This is a genomic window from Ruminococcus albus 7 = DSM 20455 (genome assembly GCF_000179635.2).
Taxonomy (GTDB): Bacteria; Bacillota; Clostridia; order Oscillospirales; family Ruminococcaceae; genus Hominimerdicola; species Hominimerdicola alba.
Window position 1 is genome coordinate 2,416,353 of sequence record NC_014833.1, and the last position, 19,509, is coordinate 2,435,861.

Consider the following 19,509-nt stretch of genomic DNA (forward strand, 5'->3'; position numbering starts at 1 on the left):
GTTTATTTGGACAGCATTGTAAATTATCTGTGGTGTGTTAAAGGGATAACCATGATATCTTTTTTCAGATTAGGGTGATTATCTTTAACGCAAAGCAAATAATCCGCCTTCTGTTTTATGATGATCCCGGCAGTCTCTTTCTGGCAGTTTAGGGCATCTGCAACAACGATTTTTCCCTTGATCTTCAATTCTTTCAGAAGCTCCTGCACCGCAGTTATTTCATTGCTTTTGTCGTCCGTACAACGCTGAGCGAGAGTCAATCCAAGCTCACATATCTGGGCGCTGATAATGTGCAAAGGGCTTTCGATCTTGTCCATTTTGAGTGTTGAGCAAACAGTTTTTCCGTCAAGAGAAATTGTCATATCTCTCGATTTTTCGGGCATAAATGAATAGACCCAATCCGCAAAACAGCGGTTGAGAGACTCAGGCTTGACGTATTTAAGCAGGCTCAATATCCAGTAATAGCAAGGGACATGACCGATTCCGAATTTTTCCTTCAAAAATTCGCTTACTCTGTCATTTGCCGCCCACTGGTGTATCTGATGAACATTTCGCAGTTCACAGATACTGCCAAGGATCGCTATTGTGATGATATCGGGAACGCTGCAAAAATAACCGTCATATTCCTCATAAAGTTCAACATCCTCAAAATACTCGGTTATTCCATTATCCATGCTTATATTATAGCACCCAGTTGCCGCTATGTCCAGTATTTTGTACACTTTGTAATTGGATTGTGACTTTTGAGAGTGGTTGTTTTGAAAATTGATTTCCGTGTACGTTTCAACGGACAGCAAAGATTTTTTACATGAAACATCAAAAAAATTTCCGAAAAATCCCGATAAATACTTGATTTTTTTCATGAAGAGTGGTATAATATCTATCGTTGAAATAAAATAAGGGGAGCTTGTATACAGGCTGAGAGGATAGCGACCGAGTTATCGACCCATAACCTGATTTGGATAATGCCAACGTAGGGAATATGATACCGATCATTCGGGGGACTGTTTTTTGCGTGCAGTCCCCTTTTTTGTATGGAGGGATGTAAATGGTAAAGTTAAACGGCGAACAGCATGAACTCGCGGGAAAGACCGTTACCGAAATGCTGAACGATAACGGCTACGATCCAAAGCGCGTAGCAGTAGAACTGAATCTGGATATACTTCCTAAATCACAGTACGAAAGCACTGTACTCAAGGATGGCGACAGCGTTGAGGTAGTCAGCTTTGTTGGAGGCGGCTAGATGATCCCATCAAAAGAAGAAATGTATGCCGCACTTGAAGAACGTCACGGAAAAGAACTGCAAAAACTATTTTCGGAAACGGCAGTAGTGATCTGCGGTCTGGGCGGACTAGGCTCTAATGTTGCAATAAGCCTCGCACGTGCAGGGCTCGGCAGGATACATCTGATAGACTTTGACAGGGTAGATATCTCAAACCTGAACCGTCAGCAGTATTTTCCCGAACAGCTTGGACAGTACAAGGCAGACGCACTGAAAGATACACTTTTAAAAATAGCACCCTACTGTGATATAACATCTCAGTCGGTCAAGCTCGACGAAGAAAACATCCCTGTGCTTCTGGCAGATTTTCCAATAGTCTGTGAATGTTTCGACAATGCCGAACAGAAAGCTATGCTGGTAAATTCGGTGCTTGAAAACTTCCCCGATAAAAAACTGGTGGCAGCCTCGGGAATGGCAGGACTTGGAAGTGCGAACAACATTGTCACCAAAAGGATAGCGCGGAATTTTTGGCTATGCGGTGACGGCAAGAGCGATGTGAACGAAGGTCTGGGGCTTATATCAGCCAGAGTTGCAGTATGCGCGGCACATCAGGCTACAATGGTACTAAGGATAATATCAGGCAAGGACGAAGCCTGAAAACGAAAGGACGATATAAATGATAAACAATGACAAACTCGTCATAGGCGGACACGAATTCAATTCGAGATTCATACTCGGTTCCGGAAAGTATTCTCTTTCGCTTATAAAAGCAGCTGTTGAGAATGCCGGTGCAGAGATCATTACCCTTGCTGTAAGGCGTGCAAATACTAAAGATCAGGAGAGCATACTTGACCATATCCCCGAGGGCGTTACTCTTCTGCCTAACACTTCTGGTGCAAGAAATGCAGAAGAAGCTGTCCGAATAGCAAGGCTTGCAAGAGAACTTGGCTGCGGAAATTTCGTTAAAATAGAGATCATGCGCGATACCAAGTATCTTCTGCCCGACAATGCAGAAACCATAAAAGCCACCGAGATTCTGGCAAATGAAGGCTTTGTAGTAATGCCTTATATGTATCCCGACCTTAACACTGCGAGAGACCTTGTTAACGCAGGTGCGGCATCTGTAATGCCGCTGGCTTCGCCTATCGGTTCAAACAAGGGTCTTGCAACAAAGGATTTCATACAGATACTGATAGATGAAATAGACCTGCCTATAATCGTTGATGCAGGCATTGGCAGACCTTCACAGGCTTGCGAGGCTATGGAGATGGGTGCTGCTGCAGTTATGTCAAACACTGCGCTGGCAACCGCCGGCGATCTGCCGATGATGGCTGACGCTTTCCGCAAAGCCATAGAAGCAGGCAGACAGGCTTACCTTTCGGGTCTTGGACGAGTGCTTGTAAGAGGTGCATCGCCTTCCGATACACTTACTGGATTTCTGAGAGACTAAGGGGTGGATACGATGGAAAATAATTTTCTGTTTGATTCCGAGGGACTTTCCGAAGAAGCATTAAAACGCAAGCACAAGCTTGAAAATGATCCCTCCTGCCGTACCGACCACATGAAATATATGGAAGGTCAGGAGCAGATAAAAAGTGATATACTCGAAAAGGTAATGACACAGTTCGACAGCTACGACTACAATGCATATACAGCACTTGATGTTTCACGCGCATTACAGAAAACGACTATCGGGGTTGAGGAATTCAAGGCACTGCTTTCTCCTGCTGCAGAACCTTTCCTTGAACAGATGGCTGAGCGAGCACGTGTTGAGACCAGAAAGCATTTCGGCAATACGGTTTACCTGTTCACACCGCTGTACATCGCTAATTACTGCGAGAATTACTGCGTATACTGCGGATTCAATTGCTACAACCATATCCGCCGTATGAAACTGAACATGGAACAGATCGAGCATGAGATGAAAGTAATTGCAGACAGCGGCATGGAGGAGATACTTATCCTCACAGGCGAAAGCAAGAGCATGAGCGATGTAAAGTATATAGGTGAAGCCTGCAAACTGGCGCGGAAGTATTTCCGTATGGTAGGCGTTGAGATATATCCCGTGAACGTGGAAGATTACAAATATCTCCATGAATGCGGAGTGGACTATGTCACCGTTTTTCAGGAAACTTATGATAATGTCAAGTACGAAACTCTCCACCTTGCAGGACACAAGCGCGTATGGCCTTACCGTTTTGAAGCACAGGAGAGAGCACTAATGGGCGGTATGCGTGGTATTGCTGGTTCGGCGCTGCTGGGACTTTCCGATTTCAGAAAGGACGCACTGGCTACGGGACTGCATATGTACTATCTGCAGAGGAAGTATCCTCACGCTGAGATATCCCTCTCATGTCCGAGACTTCGCCCGATAGTAAATAATGACAAGATAGACCACATGGATGTTGGTGAAAGACAGCTTTGTCAGGTACTGTGTGCTTACAGACTTTTCCTGCCGTTTGCAGGTATAACAGTATCTTCCCGTGAAACCAAAAGTTTCCGTGACGGTATAGTGAAGATCGCAGCCACCAAGATATCCGCAGGAGTTTCCACGGGTATAGGTGACCATGAAAGCAAGTACACCGGCAAGGAAAACGATAACGAGGGCGATGAGCAATTCGAAATAGCAGATACGAGAAGCTTTGATACCATGTACAAGGATATGTCCGCTGAGGGCTTGCAGCCTGTGCTGAACGATTATCTGTATGTGTAAGATCATCTGCATAACAAACAGGAAACTGTGCCGCGTAGATTTTTCAGTGCAGTTGGAAAAGATCGCAGCTGCGCAACCTGATATGGTGATACTTCGTGAAAAGGATATGCGGGAAGATGAGTATAGTATTCTCGCAGAAAAGTCAGCGGAGATATGCAGAAAATATGAAGTACCTTTTGCTGTCAACAGTTTCCGGAATACGGCTCTGAAAAAAGGAATAAAAAGAATACATCTTCCGCTGCATATCCTTCGTGAACTTACACCTGAAGATAAAGCAGTATTCGATATCATAGGCACATCGGTCCACTCAAAAGAAGATACAGAAGAAGCTGTTGCACTTGGCGCAGGATACATCATTGCAGGACACATTTTTGAGACCGAATGCAAAAAGGGTCTGGCAGGACGAGGAACGGATTTTCTCAAAGAGATCTGCAATACTGTTAAACTGCCCGTTTATGCAATAGGTGGTATAACAGCGGACAATGCTGCTGAATGCATAAAAGCAGGAGCAGACGGCATCTGCCTTATGAGCAGTTTCATGCAGGCGGAAAATGTGTCCGAATTTATGGATAGATTAAGAGGTGTAATGAATGGTTAATGTAGATGTTACGCTGTATGCCATAACAGACCGCGGTGCGATCGGTCAGCGTGACTTTTATGAAGCTATAGAGGCAGCCCTAAAAGGCGGCGCGACAATACTTCAGCTGCGCGAAAAGGGACTTGATGAAGTCAGCCTCATAGAGGAAGCAAAGAAAGTCAAAAATATATGCAGCAGATACGGTGTACCGCTGATAATAAACGATAACTACAAAGCTGCCATAGCTTCAGGCGCGGACGGTGTACATGTTGGTATTGAGGATGCACCTGTTGCGGAGATAAGATCAAAAGCCGGCAGCGGTTTCATCATAGGAGCGACTGCAAAAACCGTAGAACAGGCAAAAGCCGCACAGGCAGCAGGCGCAGACTATCTGGGGGTCGGAGCGGTATTTCCCTCCACCACAAAGAAAAACGCTATACGCATAACCAATGAACAGCTGCGCGAGATAGCAGCTTCGGTCGATATACCTGTAACTGCTATAGGCGGAATAAGCAAGTCGAATATGACTGAGCTGAAAGGCTGCGGTGCAGACGGTGCTGCCCTTGTATCAGCAATATTCGCTGCAGAGAATATTGAAACTGAATGCAGAGAATTGAAAAAACTCTCTCAGGAAGTTTTCAGATAATCAAAACAGCGGCAGCTTGGGGGCACCACCTGCCTGCCGCTATATAAAACCAATGTATCTCGAAAGGAGTATTTTATGAGAACAGCATTGAGTATCGCCGGGAGCGATCCCAGCGGAGGCGCCGGGATACAGGCAGATATAAAAACGATGACGGCAAACAGGGTATATGCCATGACAGCCATCACCGCACTTACTGCCCAGAATACGTCAGGTGTTTCAGGAATAATGGAAGTTACACCGGAGTTCCTAGCACAGCAGCTTGACCGTATTTTTGAAGATATTTTCCCCGACGCTGTTAAAATAGGTATGGTATCATCAGCAGCACTTATAACCACCATAGCTGATAAGCTGACAGAATACAAGGCGAATAACATAGTCCTTGACCCTGTTATGGTGGCGACCAGCGGTGCAAGGCTGATAAACGAGGACGCTGTTCAGGCACTGAAGGAACGGCTTATACCTCTGGCAAAGGTGATAACACCTAACATTCCCGAAGCCGAAGTACTGGCAGATATGTCCATAACCTCTGCAGAGGATATGGAGAAAGCCGCCGAGAAGATCTATGCATCATACGGATGCGCAGTACTTCTCAAAGGCGGACATCAGCTGAATGATGCAAACGACCTGCTCATCGGCAAGGAAGTTAATAAATGGTTCAACGGCAAGCGGATCCATAACCCAAACACCCATGGCACCGGCTGCACGCTTTCAAGTGCGATCGCATCAAATCTGGCAAAAGGATATGAGCTTGATGAAGCAGTTGAAAGGGCAAAGAGATATATCTCAGGCGCTCTCGGAGCTATGCTTGATCTTGGCAAAGGAAGCGGACCTATGGATCATGCATTCGCAATAAACAATGAATTTACAGCAGAAAGGAAAATTTGAAATGAGAGAATATGCAACACAGATGGAGGCTGCCAAGAAAGGCATAATCACCCCTGAAATGAAGATAGTCGCAGAGAAGGAGTATATTGATCCCGAAGAGCTCCGCGCACTTGTTGCTAAGGGTGAGGTAGCTATCCCCTGCAACATCAACCACAAAGCAATATCTCCCGAGGGTGTCGGCAGCAGAATGCGCACCAAGATAAATGTTAACCTTGGTATATCAGGAGATGCCAAGAACTATGATAACGAGATGAAAAAGGTTGAACTGGCTCACAAGTTTGGTGCAGAGGCTATAATGGATCTTTCCAACTACGGCAAGACCAACACTTTCCGCCGCGAGCTTGTTGCCAAGTCACCTGCTATGATCGGTACCGTACCCATGTATGATGCTATCGGCTATCTTGAAAAGGATCTGCTGGAGATAACTGCCGAAGACTTTCTCAAGGTAGTTCGTGCCCATGCAGAGGAAGGCGTTGACTTCATGACAATACACGCAGGAATCAACAAACGCGCTGTTGAAGCTTTCCGCCGTGAGGGCAGAAAGATGAATATAGTATCCCGCGGAGGCTCACTTCTGTTTGCGTGGATGATGATGACTGGAAATGAGAACCCATTCTATGAGCATTATGACGAGGTACTGGATATTCTCCGTGAATTTGATGTTACCATAAGCCTCGGTGATGCACTTCGTCCCGGTTGTATAGATGATGCTACCGACTCAGGTCAGATATCAGAGCTTATCGAGCTTGGTGCGCTGACCCTGCGTGCATGGGAAAAGGATGTACAGGTAATGGTCGAGGGACCAGGTCACATGGCAATGAACGAGATCGCTGCTAACATGACTCTCCAGAAGCGTATATGCCACAACGCACCTTTCTATGTGCTTGGCCCTGTAGTTACTGATATCTTCCCCGGATATGACCACATCACAACAGCTATCGGCGGTGCTATCGCAGCATCCAGCGGTGCAGATTTCCTTTGCTATGTCACACCTGCTGAGCATCTGCGTCTGCCTGATGTAAATGATGTTAAAGAGGGTATCATAGCTTCCAAGATAGCTGCCCATGCAGCAGATATCGCAAAGGGTGTTCCCCATGCCCGTGACAAGGATAATGCGATGGCAGAAGCAAGACACAAGGTAGATTGGGACGAGATGTTCAAAATAGCTTTTGACCCCGAAAAGGCACGTGAGTATTTTGAAAGCACTCCCCCTGCTGACAGACACACCTGCTCAATGTGCGGCAAGATGTGTGCAGTACGTACAACCAATCTTATACTTGAAGGCAAAACAGTAGAGTTCTGCACAGAGAAATAATTTATCATTAGATACAAACAGCTCCCGATACACAAGATATCGGGAACTGTTTTTTTTATGTTTATTCAGCGTTCCATTTCTTCAAGATACTTAACTGCAGTATCCATAAGATAATCATTGTCTTCATCAAATATCTCGCGGAATGCTTTTTCATCAAATGGTACTATGACCTCCGCATCATCATCGGCATTATAATCAGTACCGCAGTCTATATAGACAGTGCCGTCCTTATTCAGCATAAGTGAACTTGAATAACTGAACATCCCGCTTTTAAGCTTTATTGGAGATACGCCCTGAGCTGAACCGAGAGGTCCTGTAAAGCCCATTACCGTTGTATTCTCAAATTCGCTCATCAGCTTTGTCAAATGGTCAGCTGCACTTACCGAATGACTGCCTACCAACAGTATTATCCTGCCGTCATCACCCAGGATATTTTCTCCGTCAACATAGACATCTCCGGCAACTTTCCACTTGCCTTCACCATTTTTGACATAGCACTTCTTATCATGATCGAAATATGCATCAGAAACATAATAGTACTCACCCTCAGGTGCAAACAGCTCTCCTATAGCTTTTACCATAGTTCCGGAACCGCCATTGTTTTCGCGGATATCTATTATGATATCGCGCACGCCCTCTTTTTTCGCATCCAGTATCTGCTCGCGAAGTTCATCCTTCATTTTCTTGTGTTTATCTTTTTCCGAGATAGAATCAAAGTTCATAGTTTTGATTCGCAGGCAGACGGTGGTATCATTTATCTTTGTCAAAGTCATATGTCCAACGTTCATACCTTTAAGCAGTTTATCATATACTTCTTTTGCTCTATTATAGTAATCATCGGATATTTTATCCAGTACAACAGTTTTTATATTACCGCTGTCATCTTTGATAACAGCTTCAACACTGTCTCCGCCCGTACCCGCAGCGAATGTTCCTTCAAAGAATTTCTGATTGTCTGCATCAGCAAAGTTGAACAGCTGCTTCATCTCGTTGAGTTCATCAGCCTCGGCGGGTGTCATACCGTTCCAGCTTATAATCTCAGTGCCGTTGTGGATACCAAGCGCATTAAGACTGCTGTCAACCTCAGCCGCAACTGTCCTTCCATCTGAAAGGGTACATATCACAAGTCCGTGATCAATACCTGATAACCTTGAATATGCTGCATCTCTGGTTTTCTCATCAGAACCGAAATTTACATGACCATCATGGAACTCAGCACAGAATTTATACCAGGCTATCTCATTAGCGACTTTGTCATGCGCTTTATTCGCCGCCTTGAATTCGGGCAGATATTTCTCATAAAGAGCGTCCCAGTTGACCTGTTTATGTTCAGTGAGAACATAATGAGCTTTCATGCTCTCAAAGCCCTCTTTGAAATCTCTGACGTAATCCACACTTCTGTACGCTTTATTGAAAAGACACAGAGGAAGACTTATCAGCACCAGCACCCATGATAATCCCGATGCTGCCCTGCGTGTCTTTATCTTGGGTATGAAAAATCCCGCTCCCAGTATCACAGCGCCAATATACGCAGGGATCAAAAGTTTTTCTACTCCGGCAACATATACTATCAAAAAACAAGATGCCATTGGGATAAGCCATAAAAGTCTCCACTTTGAATTCTTAACTCTATCCGCATGACCTGCCATATACCACAGCCCACCGCTCATCAATGGGAGCAAAACAAGCGTGACTATATCTAAAGTTTCAAGTTTACTCATTTTATCGCCCCCCTATTCAAGATCATCGGTGTGGAAGAAATTGTAACCTAACAAAAGATATAAACCACCCACCGCCAGCGAGACTAATATGCACCTGATGATCAATCCCGCTTCGGGCATAGGAGTGTATACCATCTCTACAGGACTCTCCAGGCCAAAGATATGCCATTCCTTATATCTCATAATAGAACCTACAGTAGAGAAAACAGTCAGCACTCCAGATTCATCATCAGCACTCTTTATCAAGTTTGAAACAGCAAAGATCATATAGTCTGTAAGAAATGCAAAACCCGCACGCTTAATAAAATACGCGATCATTATGAAAAGACATGATACCCGAAAGAAAGGAAATACCAGCAGAAGTATCCTTACTGCCGCCGCACTGAACGGAACTGAATCTCCCCAGCCTGTAAGCATATAGCTGACCCCAAGTGAGGTGGATACCATGACCAGACCGAAGATCGTACAAAATACTATCGTTATGGAAGCTCTGGAAAAATAAGTTTGCTTCCTCAGCTTGCCTGACATCATCTCATAGTTCATCGTTTTATCGCTGAAATCATCTGCGCAGAAAAAAGCCGCAAAAAAGGCTATACCCATCATTGCTATACTGACTACCATTTCCATGCGGGTAGCAAAATCAGACGCTGTCAGTTTCTGCCATTCCTCCAGATTATCTGCACCGTTAAGGTACTCCACCGCACCGAACAGAACAGCAAGCATCATCAATGTTATAAACACAAGATAATACACCCTGGTGCGGGATATCTGATACAGCTGCGCTTTTATCAAATTCTTCATGTACTCACCTCAATTCATGTCGCGTCTGCGCATCACAGCGTAGCCGATAAGCAAAAATACAGCTGTGCCCAGGATACTTGCTGCCGCAGCGTGACACATAGTATCTGTTTCAAGTATATCCTTTACCACCATAACATCTTCTCCGTCAAAAAAGCCGTAGCCCATATTTTTAGGATTCAGCAGCCTGTCAAAGATATCGATTGAAAACAGATACATCGTTACCTTAGTATCAAAAAGTTCATTTATCAGAATAGTTAAAAGCATCGTTATCATTGAGAACACATAGCCTATACCGATAACAACAGCTTTGTTTCTGACGGCCATCGTTATAAAAGTATAGAACGATGTATATCGAATCACAGGCAACAGACCCAAAGAATACCTTATGACAACTTCTTTGACCGTCATAGTATGACCCCAGCCGTTCAATACAGTGAATATAAGCATAGACGGAACAGTTATGATAAGATACACTATAATATTTACAGCCAGTGCTACAAAGAATCTTCCAAAGAAAACATCACTTCGTCTGATCCCGCAAAGCAGTTCGTAGTTGACCGTTTTATCGGTAAGATCATTGCCAAATATCACAGCAGTATAAACTAGGATCAGCATAGGCAGGATCTCCATATTTATCTCACCTATGTAGCTGACAAACATACTTCCGGTTATCTTTTCTGCTTGTTCACCTGATATCTCCGCAAACAGGATAGCGGCAATAAATAACAGTGAGCAGAGCAATATCACATATGTGCTAATGCTTCTCAACACCTGATACTTCTGCGCTTTCATCACGTTGATCATTTTCTTCACCTACCAGTTTCAAATAGAATTCTTCAAGGTTAGCATCGTGCATATGTATCTCTGTGGGTATAATACCATTCTCAAACATTGTCCTGGATATAAGTCTTATATCGTCTATACGCTCATAAAGTTCCAGAGAACCATCCCTTCTCACGCAAAAATCGCGTATACCAAGCTTGTTTTCAAGCATAGCAGGAAGAGCAGCGTTATTATCGGTATCAATATGGTAGTACTCATGACACCTGCGGTTAAGATCATCAGCTGATATCTTTTCGACTATCTCACCATTTCTGATAAAAATATAATCTGTACACAAAAGTGAAAGTTCAGAAAGCAGATGTGAGGATATGACTATCGTGACATTTTCCTCACGGTTAAGTTTCAGAAGAAGTTCGCGTATCTCAACTATTCCCTCAGGGTCAAGACCGTTGACAGGTTCATCAAGCACCATAACCTCAGGCTTTGTAAGCATAGCCCCTGCTATACCAAGACGCTGTTTCATACCAAGTGAAAAATCTTTAACGGATTTTTTCCCGGTATTCTCCAGACCCACAAGATTAAGTACCTCATCTATCCTTTTGGGATCGGGAAGACCTTTCTGAAGCCTTAGCTTCTCCATATTCTGCCTAGCTGTCATATTTTGTTTTGCATACGGAGTTTCGATCATAAAACTCATCCTGCTTCGTGAATGTGCAAGACCCTTTTCTGTTTTTTCACCAAAAAGTTCGATCTCACCCGAAGTTGGTAACACAAGTCCTCCAAGCATTTTCATGATAGTTGTCTTTCCTGCCCCGTTAGGACCAACAAGACCGCATATCATACCTTTTCTGATCGAAATATCAGCATTCCTGACAACAGTATTTTTCATATACTGCTTTGTCAGACCACTTGCCTTGATAAGGATATCACCCATACATCATTCTCCTTTCATAAACGGTGTATCTTTGTCCTTGATAATAATACTAAAGCAATACCTTAAAGAATTTCTTAAATTTTCTTAATGTTTACATATTGTTAACATTTAAAAAGGGGCTGTTATCTGCAACAGCCCCTTTTTTTATAAGATAAATACATATCAGAAAAATGATAAATAACTCTCTTCAAGTGTACTGTTCATATCACTATTTGTGATATACTCATACTGTTTCCTTATGCGCTGTCGTGCCTGCTCTCTGAGGTGAGCGGGACCCATTATTTCTATAACGGGACCGAAACTCAGCAGACGTATCAGCACCTCTGTTTCGTCCTGCTCATCATACCACAGTTCGACGGTGTATTCACCCGTCTGTGTATCTCTGACAGTATGCTTTTCGTAGGCTGCGAATTCCATCATGAAGCGTTTCACACCGTTGCGCTCCGTTGTAACTCTAATGACAGCCGGTTCACTGCATTTTCGGCTTTGAAAGTAGTCGTCAATGGATACAGGCGTCCTGAATACCCTGCCTGTATCGTTTATTTCGGTTATACGCCCGATATTGATTATACCGCTGCTCTTTATCCTGCCGTTCCTGAGAAGATAGCAGTAGGCTCTGAATTTATCATTTTTGGGAGAGTATTCAAGCTTCAGCAGCACGAATATTCCCCTCATGTGATTTCCGTGTCCCGAAATGAAGTCGATATACACTATACTCCTGCGTTTTACCGCTTTCAGTGCAGTACGGAAATGACTTATATATTCCTCGTCGTGATAATCATCACTGTCGGCAAATCGGTCGGTATACCGAAACTGCTCTTCTCTGTAAAGCGTAGGAATATTCCCGAGTTTTTCGTTCAGCGCCGAGATAACATCTTCGTCCATAAAAAGCCTTATCCTCGGGTCGGCAAGCTTTGCTTTTAGCCAGCTTTTCTGTATGCCTGTAAGAAGTTTTACAGGCGGATTTTTGGTTATCCGCTGAAGTTTACCGTTTTCGGTGCGCTTAAAAAGTCCCGTACTTTCACTGCCCGGGATAAGCTTCTGAGGAAGAAAAAGCAGAGTATCCTTGAACCCCTCACGCATCACAGTTTCTCTGACTGTCTTTTCATCGGTCAGTTCCTTTTCAAGCAGTTTCGCCGTTATCCTGAAATATGTACCGTATATCTCACTGAATATGTTCATCTTTATCACCGCCATACATTTCTTCCATACGTATGATATCATTATAAAAACGCTGAATTATATCACTTGTGCCGCCTTCGATATTTACTATCCTGCCGATGAATGTCTTTGCCCAGTGCATAATCTCGTTAGGATCGAAAACATCAGCTGTCAGGGTATAAAGGTTCTCTTCGATTTTTTCGAGGGTGCAACAGCGTTTTTCTCTATTAAGACGTTCTATTATGTAGGGCTCTTTATCCTCATCAACACAGAATGTGATCTTCATAGGTGTTACCGTACCTGTCTCCCGACGTGTACCAAAGGATACACCGAAACAGTGGGATATATTATTTTCATATTTGGCTTTCAGTTCATCGTAGTTTTCACATACCGTACTCTTTTTTATGGTCTTTATATAGTCTAGCCTAAATGATGAAAATCTTTTGACCGCAGGAATATATGCCGCAAGATACTGCCGCCCTGTCTGTACAGAAACAAGTATCTGCATCGGTACGACCTGAGTTTCACGCCCGTTATCATCACTGTCACTGCGCTTCTTTGCCGAAAAAGTTTGAAGGATGATATACCTTTTTTCTTCCATTGCAGAAAGTATATCGGGTATCAGTATATCTTCCAGAGTATGTATTATATAATTGTGTTTTATGAAAAACATGTCGTTATCCATATCTGCTGTTTTGAGAATACTGTTTCCGATAACACCGAAATGCTGTACCTCTGAGAAATATTTCAGTGCATCATCAAGCCCCTCAAAGCGGCTTATGTATTCGTCAGCCCTGTCACCGCAGAGGGAATAGTAAAGTGTCTTCCCACGCTTTTCGGATAAAACAAGCCCCTCCTGTGTATACTCTTTCAGCTTGTTGCGGACTGTCTGTTCATCGAAAAGCATCGAGTACTCGCTGTTGAGTTCATCGACTATATCTTTCAGCGCCCTGTATTCTCCATCGGAAAGTATATCCGTCAGCAGAAAATGCAGCAGCATATCATTGTCAGTGAAACTCTTAGAATAAAAAGCGTTGTAAAGTGGGTTCTCGGGTATGTGACCGCTGTCAACGGATATGGATACGCTCCTGCCGTGTACCGAGTCATCATATCGCATATAATCACCCATCCAGCTTTCAACACGCCGCTTTTCGTCACTGTAGGTACGCATACTCTTGCGGTCAAAGTCACTCCTGACCTTGCAGCCATATATGAAAAAATCACGGATATAATCTCTGGTCTTGCCGAAATTTTTGATAAGTTCTGAAAAACCTGCCATGGTACACTCACCTCTCTTAAAGTATATAATAGCATATATCATTATAAATGTAAAGCACAGTAAAATAGATAAAGCCGGGGTCGCAGAAAAAATTATATGATTATTTTGTAAGACTGTGGTATACTTTCATCAAGATAAAGATAACGAACAAAACAAAGAACATTAAAGAAGTGAAGAATATGTTTGTTCATGTTACTAAAAACAAAGATATGCTCCCCATAAAAATATGGCAAAGTGGTATCGAGGCGATCGAAGAAAAATGCATTGCCCAGGCTGAACATCTGGCTAAATTGCCTTTCGCAGAAAAGTGGATAGCTCTGTTGCCTGATACCCATGCGGGAAAAGGTATGCCGATAGGCGGTGTCATCGCCTGCGAGAATGTTGTGATACCCAATGCGGTCGGTGTTGATATAGGCTGCGGAATGGCTTACGTACAGACAGATATACCCGTATCTCTCCTGCGCGAGACCATGACAGGCAGCGGTGATCTAGTAAAGACCATATGCGGAGATATCCTCAGAAATATCCCCACGGGATATAACCATTACAAGACCCCTCAGAATTCTGACGTGCTTGACCGAGCAAAGGCTGAAATGAGTAAATATGAAGCCGATAAAGAGCTCATACCGCAGATAGATGATGGTTATTTTCAGGCAGGCACCCTCGGCGGAGGGAACCATTTCATAGAGATTCAGCAGGACGATGAGGGTATGTGCGGCATAATGCTCCATTCTGGCAGCCGCCATTTCGGAAATATCGTCGGTCAGTATTTCAATAAAATAGCTCACGAACTCAATGACAGATGGTTCTCTTGTGTGCCCTCCGAGTGGAATCTTCCGTTCCTGCCTGCCGACACAGATGAGGGAAAAAGATACCTTGCGTGGATGCAGCTTTGCATGGATTTCGCATATGAGAACCGTGCAATAATGCTCGGCAAGGTCAAGGAGATTTTTACCAAACATATCGAAAAGCACACAGGTATAACTCCCATTTTCTCTGATGAGATAAACTGCCACCACAACTACGCGGCGCTTGAAAGCCATTTCGGAAAGAACGTATGGGTACACCGCAAGGGTGCTATACGTGCACGCGAAGGAGAAATGGGCATAATTCCCGGAGCAATGGGTTCATACAGCTATATAGTCCGCGGAAAGGGTTGTGAAGAAAGCTTTATGTCATCATCACACGGTGCGGGAAGAGCATATTCACGTACTGCGGCTATGGAAAAATTCTCGGTCGAATCGGTCATGGTTGACCTCAAAAAACAGAACGTAGTGCTTGCGAAAAACAAGAAGTCTGATGTCCCTGAAGAGTCACGATTTGCATACAAGGATATCGATGATGTCATGACAAATCAGCAGGAACTCACCGAACCTGTTAAGCGGCTGTTCACGGTAGGTGTTATAAAAGGATAATAAGGAGTTAATATCATGCAGCTGGAGATCACAAAAGAGCTTTTAAAGTACACCTTCGGTTATACCCCACAGCTTGATGTCAATGAAAAATATCCCCTCGGAATGAAAGTAATATATATGCCGACTGCATATCTCTTCGATACAGATACTTACCTTTTATTCGTTAAGGACAGTGATGAAGCTGGATATCTTACGGATACCATACCTTTTCCCATAGTGAAACAGCATGAAGCTATGCACGCATATGTTGACAGTATCAATAATAAGCGCATAACAAATATATTCAAACATCTCCCGGAAGAAGATTTCGGTAAAGTTTTCTGGGGAGTGTTTGATGATGGCGGCGAAAACTTCCGCGCTTATCACAGGTTTGAAGATAGTTACAGATATAGCGCTATCATTAAATGGTGTGATAACAACAATATCCCTTACTACATAAAAAATTCTGATATTTTACAGGTGCTCCAACATTGTCAGAACTGACGATGTGAAAAAAATAAGGCACAAACAGCAGTTGTCATTCTTATTTCAATGATTGAAAGTGCCTTGCAGAACTAAAGTAGAATTTTTCGGCTCTCACAGCATTATTTTGTCCACGGCGGAGGTGCTGCACCGACAGCGCCGCCTTAAAAGACGAGCCGAGTGAATAAGACGCAGACAGCAGATATATGTGTTATTCCAAAACATAAAAGCGTCTTGAGTATAAAAGAAAAAAGTATCGGCATTAACAGCATTATCTTAGGGGCTCAGACACCATCGCAAAACGACAAGGGCTGAGTAAAAAAATGTGCCGAGCTCAAAAGTGATAAGTCAGCAACAGCATTTATAAGCGGTCTAACGCAGGTTCGAATCCTGCCCTGCGCGTAAGCGTATGGTAAAATGCTGACTTGAAAGGAGAAATAACTATGTTGAATTTTTTGAAGAAAGAAGCAAACATGACACTTACCGAAAACGGCGGTACAGCATTCCGTTCAAGCGAGTCATTCTGCCTTGATATGTTTTTCAAGGCGGGCGCGATGCGCAATTCTTCCGAGGAAGAGATAGCGCAGACCGTCATTAGAGCGTACACCGAGAACCCCGACAAGACCATGAAGACCGTATTTTTTGCAAGAGATGCAAGGGGAGGTCTGGGCGAAAGACGATTTTTCCACTGTGCAATTTCAGCACTGGTTGACTTCGCACCCGAGTCGGTAAGGAAGAATATTCCTCTCTTCGCAGAGTACGGAAGATATGACGACCTGTGCATACTGCTGGGTACAGAACTGGAAAAAGATGCAGCGGGCGTTATCATAACACAGCTCCAAAAAGATATCAAAGCTATGCACGAGAATCAGCCTGCATCACTGCTGGCAAAGTGGCTGCCTTCGGTAAATGCGTCCTCAAAGGATACCAGGAATAAGGGCAGACACATGGCATCACTGCTGGGTATGAGCGAGCCTATGTACAGAAAAACTCTGTCCGCACTGAGAAAGTACACAGATATACTGGAAAATCGTCTGCGTGAACGTGACTATACTTTCAATTATGAGGTACAGCCCTCCTGTGCGATGTTCAAGTACAGAAGTGCGTTCATCCGCAATGACAGCGAGCGCTATACCGAGTACCTGAACAAGGTAAATAATGGCGAAGCAAAACTCAATGCAGGCAGGCTCTATCCTTATGATATAGTACGCGCTGTACTTAAAGGCGATATCTCCGCCGAGGAAAGGCTGTCACTGGATACCGCCTGGAAATCTCTGCCCGACCTGACTGCGGCAAAGGACGAAAATGCTCTTGCAGTCATCGACGGTTCAGGCTCCATGACATGGGGCATGGGTGGTATACGCCCCATCGATGCCGCGCTGTCGCTGGGCATATACTTTGCCGAACACAACAAGGGTGCATTCGCAGACCACTTCATAACCTTTTCGCATAAACCCCGTCTTGTGAAGATAGAGGGTAAGGATATCGTGGATAAGGTGAAGTATTGCAGTACCTTCAACGAGGTCGCAAATACCAACCTTGAAGCTGTGTTCACGCTGATACTGCGCACCGCTGTCAAGAACAAGTTAAAGCAGGCTGATATGCCCTCAAAGCTTTATATAATATCGGATATGCAGTTCGACAGCTGTATCATTGGTGGCAACAGCAAGCCTATGTTCCGCGAGATGAGAAAACTCTATCGCAAGCATGGCTATGAACTGCCCGAGGTGATATTCTGGAATGTAAAATCCAGATGTGACGCAGTACCCGTGACCCGCTCCGAGACAGGTGCGGCACTGGTATCAGGTTATTCGCCTGCAGTGTTCGATATGGTCATAGGCGGAGAATGTTCGCCCGAAGCCGTGATGAACAAGATACTTTCTTCGGAAAGATATTCTGCCGTCAGGGCAGCATAATAGCAAAGGGTCTGTTGCTTGGTGCAACAGACCCTTAATAATGCTCATCAGCTTTTCATAAATTTAATTATAACAGAAATATTACCGCCCTCAACTTCAGCTCTCACCTCAGCACCTTGTTTCTCGGCAAGAAGTTTTACTATGTATAATCCAAGACCTGCCCCTTTTCCGCCTCTTGCGCTGTCGGCGCGATAGGTACGCTCAAAAAGCCGATCTGTATCGGGGATGATCCCGCTTATCGGGTTAGATATAGTCAGGATACCATCCTCGTTGAGAGAAAGCGAGAAGACATTCTGTGAATATTTAAGCACGTTTCCCAGAAGATTACCGAGGATCCGTTCAACCAGATGTTTATCTCCCTGTATAAATACTGTTTTAGGCGGGAGCGAAATATCAGGTTCCATGCCTGAAAGTCTGATAACACTTTCATTTTCAGCTATAAAGCTCATAACTATGTTCGTAAGATTTATCCTGTCAGTCTTTGCTGGAACAGATTCACTTTCAAGAACAGCAAGTTCAAAAAACTCATCACACATATCTTTAAGATGCTCTGTTTTATCAAGACATATCTCAGCATAATTACGGCAGCTGTCATCAAGATCCTGACTGCGAAGAATAAGCTGAAGATCCCCCTTCATTACTGCCAATGGTGTACGCAGATCATGGGCTATATCCGAAACTGACCGTCTGAGTGTAAGCTCAGCCTGTTCAGTTTCCATTTTCAGCTTTTTCTGATACTCTATATTCCTATTGATCTCCACCGTCAGCGCATTAAGGTCTTTATCAAAAAGAGATATCAGAAGTGATCTGTCATAGTCTGACTCAGCAGTTCGTCTTAACTCCCTTTTGATGACCCTTAACTGATGTTTCATCAAAAACAGGTAAATGAGCAGCAACAAACATACAACACCGAGAACGATAACTGCACAGATCATTGACAGGCTCCCTTCAACCTGTAGCCTATACCCCAGACAGTCTCGATATGATCCTTGCCAGACACTTTTTTGAGTTTGGAACGGAGATTGCTAACATGGACATTTATGGTATTATCTTCGTAATAGTATACCTCATTCCAAACCGTTTCATATAGTTCAGCTTTAGTATAGACCTTTTGAGGATGTTCCATAAACAGTTTCAGCAGCATGAATTCCTTAGCTGTTAGCTGTACCTGACCACCGTTTGCAGAAACTGTATTTTCCTCAGTATTCATGGAAAGATCACCAACTTCAAGAACAGGTCTTGCAGCAAAAGCACCGCTTCGCCTTAGTACCACTTCTATCCTGACGAGTACCTCATCTATATCAAAGGGCTTGATGATATAATCATCAGCGCCAAGACGCAGCACATCAAGTTTAGTTTCCATCATAGACTTTGCAGATATTACTATAACCGGAGTTTCGCTTCTGCTTCTAAGTTCACCTATAAGTCTTTCGCCGTTTTTATACGGCAGCATCAGATCCATAAGTACCATATCAAACCGTTCGTTTTTGAGAAGGCGTGAAGCTTCATCGCCATCAAAGGCCTGAACACATTCGTATCCACTGCTTTCAAGCAGTTCTTTCAGTATAGAGCTTATCTCACGGTCATCCTCAACAACAGCTATCCTTAAATTCATATTGCAGCCCTCCAATGATCTTTATAAATTATAACACATTATTCACCAAAAGTAAAGCTGCATG

At 43.8% G+C, this 19,509-nt stretch carries 20 protein-coding genes and 1 riboswitch; of the genes, 11 read left to right on the forward strand and 9 right to left on the reverse strand.

Annotated elements, in window-relative coordinates; all coding sequences use genetic code 11:
* Positions 1 to 23: 23 nt before the first annotated feature.
* Entirely contained in the window at positions 24 to 674 is a 651-nt protein-coding gene (locus RUMAL_RS21355) for an ISAs1 family transposase (protein ID WP_242843386.1), read from the reverse strand.
* A gap of 215 nt (positions 675 to 889) precedes the next feature.
* A riboswitch (TPP riboswitch) is annotated at positions 890 to 998 on the forward strand.
* A 50-nt stretch (positions 999 to 1,048) separates the two neighbouring features.
* Here RUMAL_RS21355 and thiS point away from each other — a divergent pair.
* The 8 genes from thiS (at position 1,049) to thiC (ending at position 7,358) form a co-directional block, all read left to right on the forward strand.
* On the forward strand, positions 1,049 to 1,243 hold the full coding sequence (thiS, locus tag RUMAL_RS10920; RefSeq protein WP_013498798.1) for a sulfur carrier protein ThiS: 195 nt from the start codon (positions 1,049 to 1,051) through the stop codon (positions 1,241 to 1,243).
* On the forward strand, positions 1,244 to 1,879 hold the full coding sequence (thiF, locus tag RUMAL_RS10925; RefSeq protein ID WP_013498799.1) for a sulfur carrier protein ThiS adenylyltransferase ThiF: 636 nt from the start codon (positions 1,244 to 1,246) through the stop codon (positions 1,877 to 1,879).
* 19 nt (positions 1,880 to 1,898) lie between these two features.
* Positions 1,899 to 2,672: a thiazole synthase gene (locus RUMAL_RS10930; RefSeq protein ID WP_013498800.1), complete on the forward strand. Its 774-nt coding sequence runs from the start codon at positions 1,899 to 1,901 to the stop codon at positions 2,670 to 2,672.
* A 12-nt stretch (positions 2,673 to 2,684) separates the two neighbouring features.
* On the forward strand, positions 2,685 to 3,935 hold the full coding sequence (gene thiH / locus RUMAL_RS10935) for a 2-iminoacetate synthase ThiH (RefSeq protein ID WP_013498801.1): 1,251 nt from the start codon (positions 2,685 to 2,687) through the stop codon (positions 3,933 to 3,935).
* Positions 3,928 to 4,533, forward strand: a complete 606-nt coding sequence (locus RUMAL_RS10940) for a thiamine phosphate synthase (RefSeq protein ID WP_013498802.1) — start codon at positions 3,928 to 3,930, stop codon at positions 4,531 to 4,533. Before thiH ends, RUMAL_RS10940 begins: the two co-directional genes overlap by 8 nt.
* On the forward strand, positions 4,526 to 5,158 hold the full coding sequence (gene thiE, locus RUMAL_RS10945) for a thiamine phosphate synthase (RefSeq protein ID WP_013498803.1): 633 nt from the start codon (positions 4,526 to 4,528) through the stop codon (positions 5,156 to 5,158). Before RUMAL_RS10940 ends, thiE begins: the two co-directional genes overlap by 8 nt.
* Before the next feature lie 75 nt (positions 5,159 to 5,233).
* Positions 5,234 to 6,043: a bifunctional hydroxymethylpyrimidine kinase/phosphomethylpyrimidine kinase gene (gene thiD, locus RUMAL_RS10950; RefSeq protein WP_013498804.1), complete on the forward strand. Its 810-nt coding sequence runs from the start codon at positions 5,234 to 5,236 to the stop codon at positions 6,041 to 6,043.
* A 1-nt stretch (position 6,044) separates the two neighbouring features.
* Positions 6,045 to 7,358, forward strand: coding sequence for a phosphomethylpyrimidine synthase ThiC (thiC, locus tag RUMAL_RS10955; protein WP_013498805.1), 1,314 nt, complete (start codon positions 6,045 to 6,047; stop codon positions 7,356 to 7,358).
* A 65-nt stretch (positions 7,359 to 7,423) separates the two neighbouring features.
* Here thiC and RUMAL_RS10960 read toward each other — a convergent pair whose 3' ends face one another.
* From RUMAL_RS10960 to RUMAL_RS10985, 6 genes are all read right to left on the reverse strand, one after another.
* Positions 7,424 to 9,079 carry a S41 family peptidase gene (locus RUMAL_RS10960; protein ID WP_013498806.1) on the reverse strand — a complete coding sequence of 552 codons (1,656 nt, stop codon included), beginning with the start codon at positions 9,077 to 9,079 and terminating at the stop codon, positions 7,424 to 7,426.
* Between the two features lie 12 nt (positions 9,080 to 9,091).
* The gene (locus RUMAL_RS10965; protein ID WP_013498807.1) at positions 9,092 to 9,880 is read right to left on the reverse strand and encodes a hypothetical protein; all 789 of its coding nucleotides are present in this window, start codon (positions 9,878 to 9,880) and stop codon (positions 9,092 to 9,094) included.
* Positions 9,881 to 9,889: 9 nt separating this feature from the next.
* Positions 9,890 to 10,684 (reverse strand): ABC-2 transporter permease, encoded by a 795-nt coding sequence (locus RUMAL_RS10970; protein ID WP_013498808.1) that lies wholly within the window; start codon positions 10,682 to 10,684, stop codon positions 9,890 to 9,892.
* Positions 10,635 to 11,597 (reverse strand): ATP-binding cassette domain-containing protein, encoded by a 963-nt coding sequence (locus tag RUMAL_RS10975; protein ID WP_013498809.1) that lies wholly within the window; start codon positions 11,595 to 11,597, stop codon positions 10,635 to 10,637. The genes RUMAL_RS10970 and RUMAL_RS10975 overlap by 50 nt, the downstream gene beginning before the upstream one ends.
* Before the next feature lie 162 nt (positions 11,598 to 11,759).
* Positions 11,760 to 12,779 carry a WYL domain-containing protein gene (locus RUMAL_RS10980; RefSeq protein WP_013498810.1) on the reverse strand — a complete coding sequence of 340 codons (1,020 nt, stop codon included), beginning with the start codon at positions 12,777 to 12,779 and terminating at the stop codon, positions 11,760 to 11,762.
* Entirely contained in the window at positions 12,763 to 14,037 is a 1,275-nt protein-coding gene (locus RUMAL_RS10985; RefSeq protein ID WP_013498811.1) for a WYL domain-containing protein, read from the reverse strand. Before RUMAL_RS10985 ends, RUMAL_RS10980 begins: the two co-directional genes overlap by 17 nt.
* A 179-nt stretch (positions 14,038 to 14,216) precedes the next feature.
* Here RUMAL_RS10985 and RUMAL_RS10990 point away from each other — a divergent pair, with 179 nt between their 5' ends.
* From RUMAL_RS10990 to RUMAL_RS11000, 3 genes are all read left to right on the forward strand, one after another.
* Positions 14,217 to 15,452, forward strand: coding sequence for an RtcB family protein (locus tag RUMAL_RS10990; RefSeq protein WP_013498812.1), 1,236 nt, complete (start codon positions 14,217 to 14,219; stop codon positions 15,450 to 15,452).
* Between the two features lie 15 nt (positions 15,453 to 15,467).
* Complete coding sequence (locus RUMAL_RS10995) at positions 15,468 to 15,935, forward strand: hypothetical protein (protein ID WP_013498813.1); 468 nt, start codon at positions 15,468 to 15,470, stop codon at positions 15,933 to 15,935.
* 422 nt (positions 15,936 to 16,357) lie between these two features.
* A complete protein-coding gene (locus RUMAL_RS11000) occupies positions 16,358 to 17,830 on the forward strand; it encodes a DUF2828 family protein (protein ID WP_013498814.1) in 1,473 nt (490 codons plus the stop codon).
* A gap of 47 nt (positions 17,831 to 17,877) precedes the next feature.
* Here RUMAL_RS11000 and RUMAL_RS11005 read toward each other — a convergent pair whose 3' ends face one another.
* Together RUMAL_RS11005 and RUMAL_RS11010 are read right to left on the reverse strand one after the other, a co-directional pair.
* On the reverse strand, positions 17,878 to 18,765 hold the full coding sequence (locus RUMAL_RS11005) for a sensor histidine kinase (RefSeq protein WP_013498815.1): 888 nt from the start codon (positions 18,763 to 18,765) through the stop codon (positions 17,878 to 17,880).
* A complete protein-coding gene (locus RUMAL_RS11010; protein WP_013498816.1) occupies positions 18,762 to 19,445 on the reverse strand; it encodes a response regulator transcription factor in 684 nt (227 codons plus the stop codon). Before RUMAL_RS11010 ends, RUMAL_RS11005 begins: the two co-directional genes overlap by 4 nt.
* Between the last annotated feature and the right edge of the window lie 64 nt (positions 19,446 to 19,509).

Excerpts from the sequence above, each read along its gene's own strand:
- RUMAL_RS10940 (WP_013498802.1), top strand. The coding sequence starts at position 3,928 with ATGTGTAAGATCATCTGCATAACAAACAGGAAACTGTGCCGCGTAGAT.
- thiH (WP_013498801.1), top strand. The coding sequence starts at position 2,685 with ATGGAAAATAATTTTCTGTTTGATTCCGAGGGACTTTCCGAAGAAGCA.
- RUMAL_RS11005 (WP_013498815.1), bottom strand. The coding sequence starts at position 18,765 with ATGATCTGTGCAGTTATCGTTCTCGGTGTTGTATGTTTGTTGCTGCTC.
- RUMAL_RS10930 (WP_013498800.1), top strand. The coding sequence starts at position 1,899 with ATGATAAACAATGACAAACTCGTCATAGGCGGACACGAATTCAATTCG.
- thiC (WP_013498805.1), top strand. The coding sequence starts at position 6,045 with ATGAGAGAATATGCAACACAGATGGAGGCTGCCAAGAAAGGCATAATC.
- RUMAL_RS10985 (WP_013498811.1), bottom strand. The coding sequence starts at position 14,037 with ATGGCAGGTTTTTCAGAACTTATCAAAAATTTCGGCAAGACCAGAGAT.
- RUMAL_RS10995 (WP_013498813.1), top strand. The coding sequence starts at position 15,468 with ATGCAGCTGGAGATCACAAAAGAGCTTTTAAAGTACACCTTCGGTTAT.
- RUMAL_RS10960 (WP_013498806.1), bottom strand. The coding sequence starts at position 9,079 with ATGAGTAAACTTGAAACTTTAGATATAGTCACGCTTGTTTTGCTCCCA.
- thiF (WP_013498799.1), top strand. The coding sequence starts at position 1,244 with ATGATCCCATCAAAAGAAGAAATGTATGCCGCACTTGAAGAACGTCAC.
- RUMAL_RS10980 (WP_013498810.1), bottom strand. The coding sequence starts at position 12,779 with ATGAACATATTCAGTGAGATATACGGTACATATTTCAGGATAACGGCG.
- RUMAL_RS10965 (WP_013498807.1), bottom strand. The coding sequence starts at position 9,880 with ATGAAGAATTTGATAAAAGCGCAGCTGTATCAGATATCCCGCACCAGG.
- RUMAL_RS10990 (WP_013498812.1), top strand. The coding sequence starts at position 14,217 with ATGTTTGTTCATGTTACTAAAAACAAAGATATGCTCCCCATAAAAATA.
- thiD (WP_013498804.1), top strand. The coding sequence starts at position 5,234 with ATGAGAACAGCATTGAGTATCGCCGGGAGCGATCCCAGCGGAGGCGCC.
- thiS (WP_013498798.1), top strand. The coding sequence starts at position 1,049 with ATGGTAAAGTTAAACGGCGAACAGCATGAACTCGCGGGAAAGACCGTT.
- RUMAL_RS21355 (WP_242843386.1), bottom strand. The coding sequence starts at position 674 with ATGGATAATGGAATAACCGAGTATTTTGAGGATGTTGAACTTTATGAG.
- RUMAL_RS10970 (WP_013498808.1), bottom strand. The coding sequence starts at position 10,684 with ATGATCAACGTGATGAAAGCGCAGAAGTATCAGGTGTTGAGAAGCATT.
- thiE (WP_013498803.1), top strand. The coding sequence starts at position 4,526 with ATGGTTAATGTAGATGTTACGCTGTATGCCATAACAGACCGCGGTGCG.
- RUMAL_RS11000 (WP_013498814.1), top strand. The coding sequence starts at position 16,358 with ATGTTGAATTTTTTGAAGAAAGAAGCAAACATGACACTTACCGAAAAC.
- RUMAL_RS10975 (WP_013498809.1), bottom strand. The coding sequence starts at position 11,597 with ATGGGTGATATCCTTATCAAGGCAAGTGGTCTGACAAAGCAGTATATG.
- RUMAL_RS11010 (WP_013498816.1), bottom strand. The coding sequence starts at position 19,445 with ATGAATTTAAGGATAGCTGTTGTTGAGGATGACCGTGAGATAAGCTCT.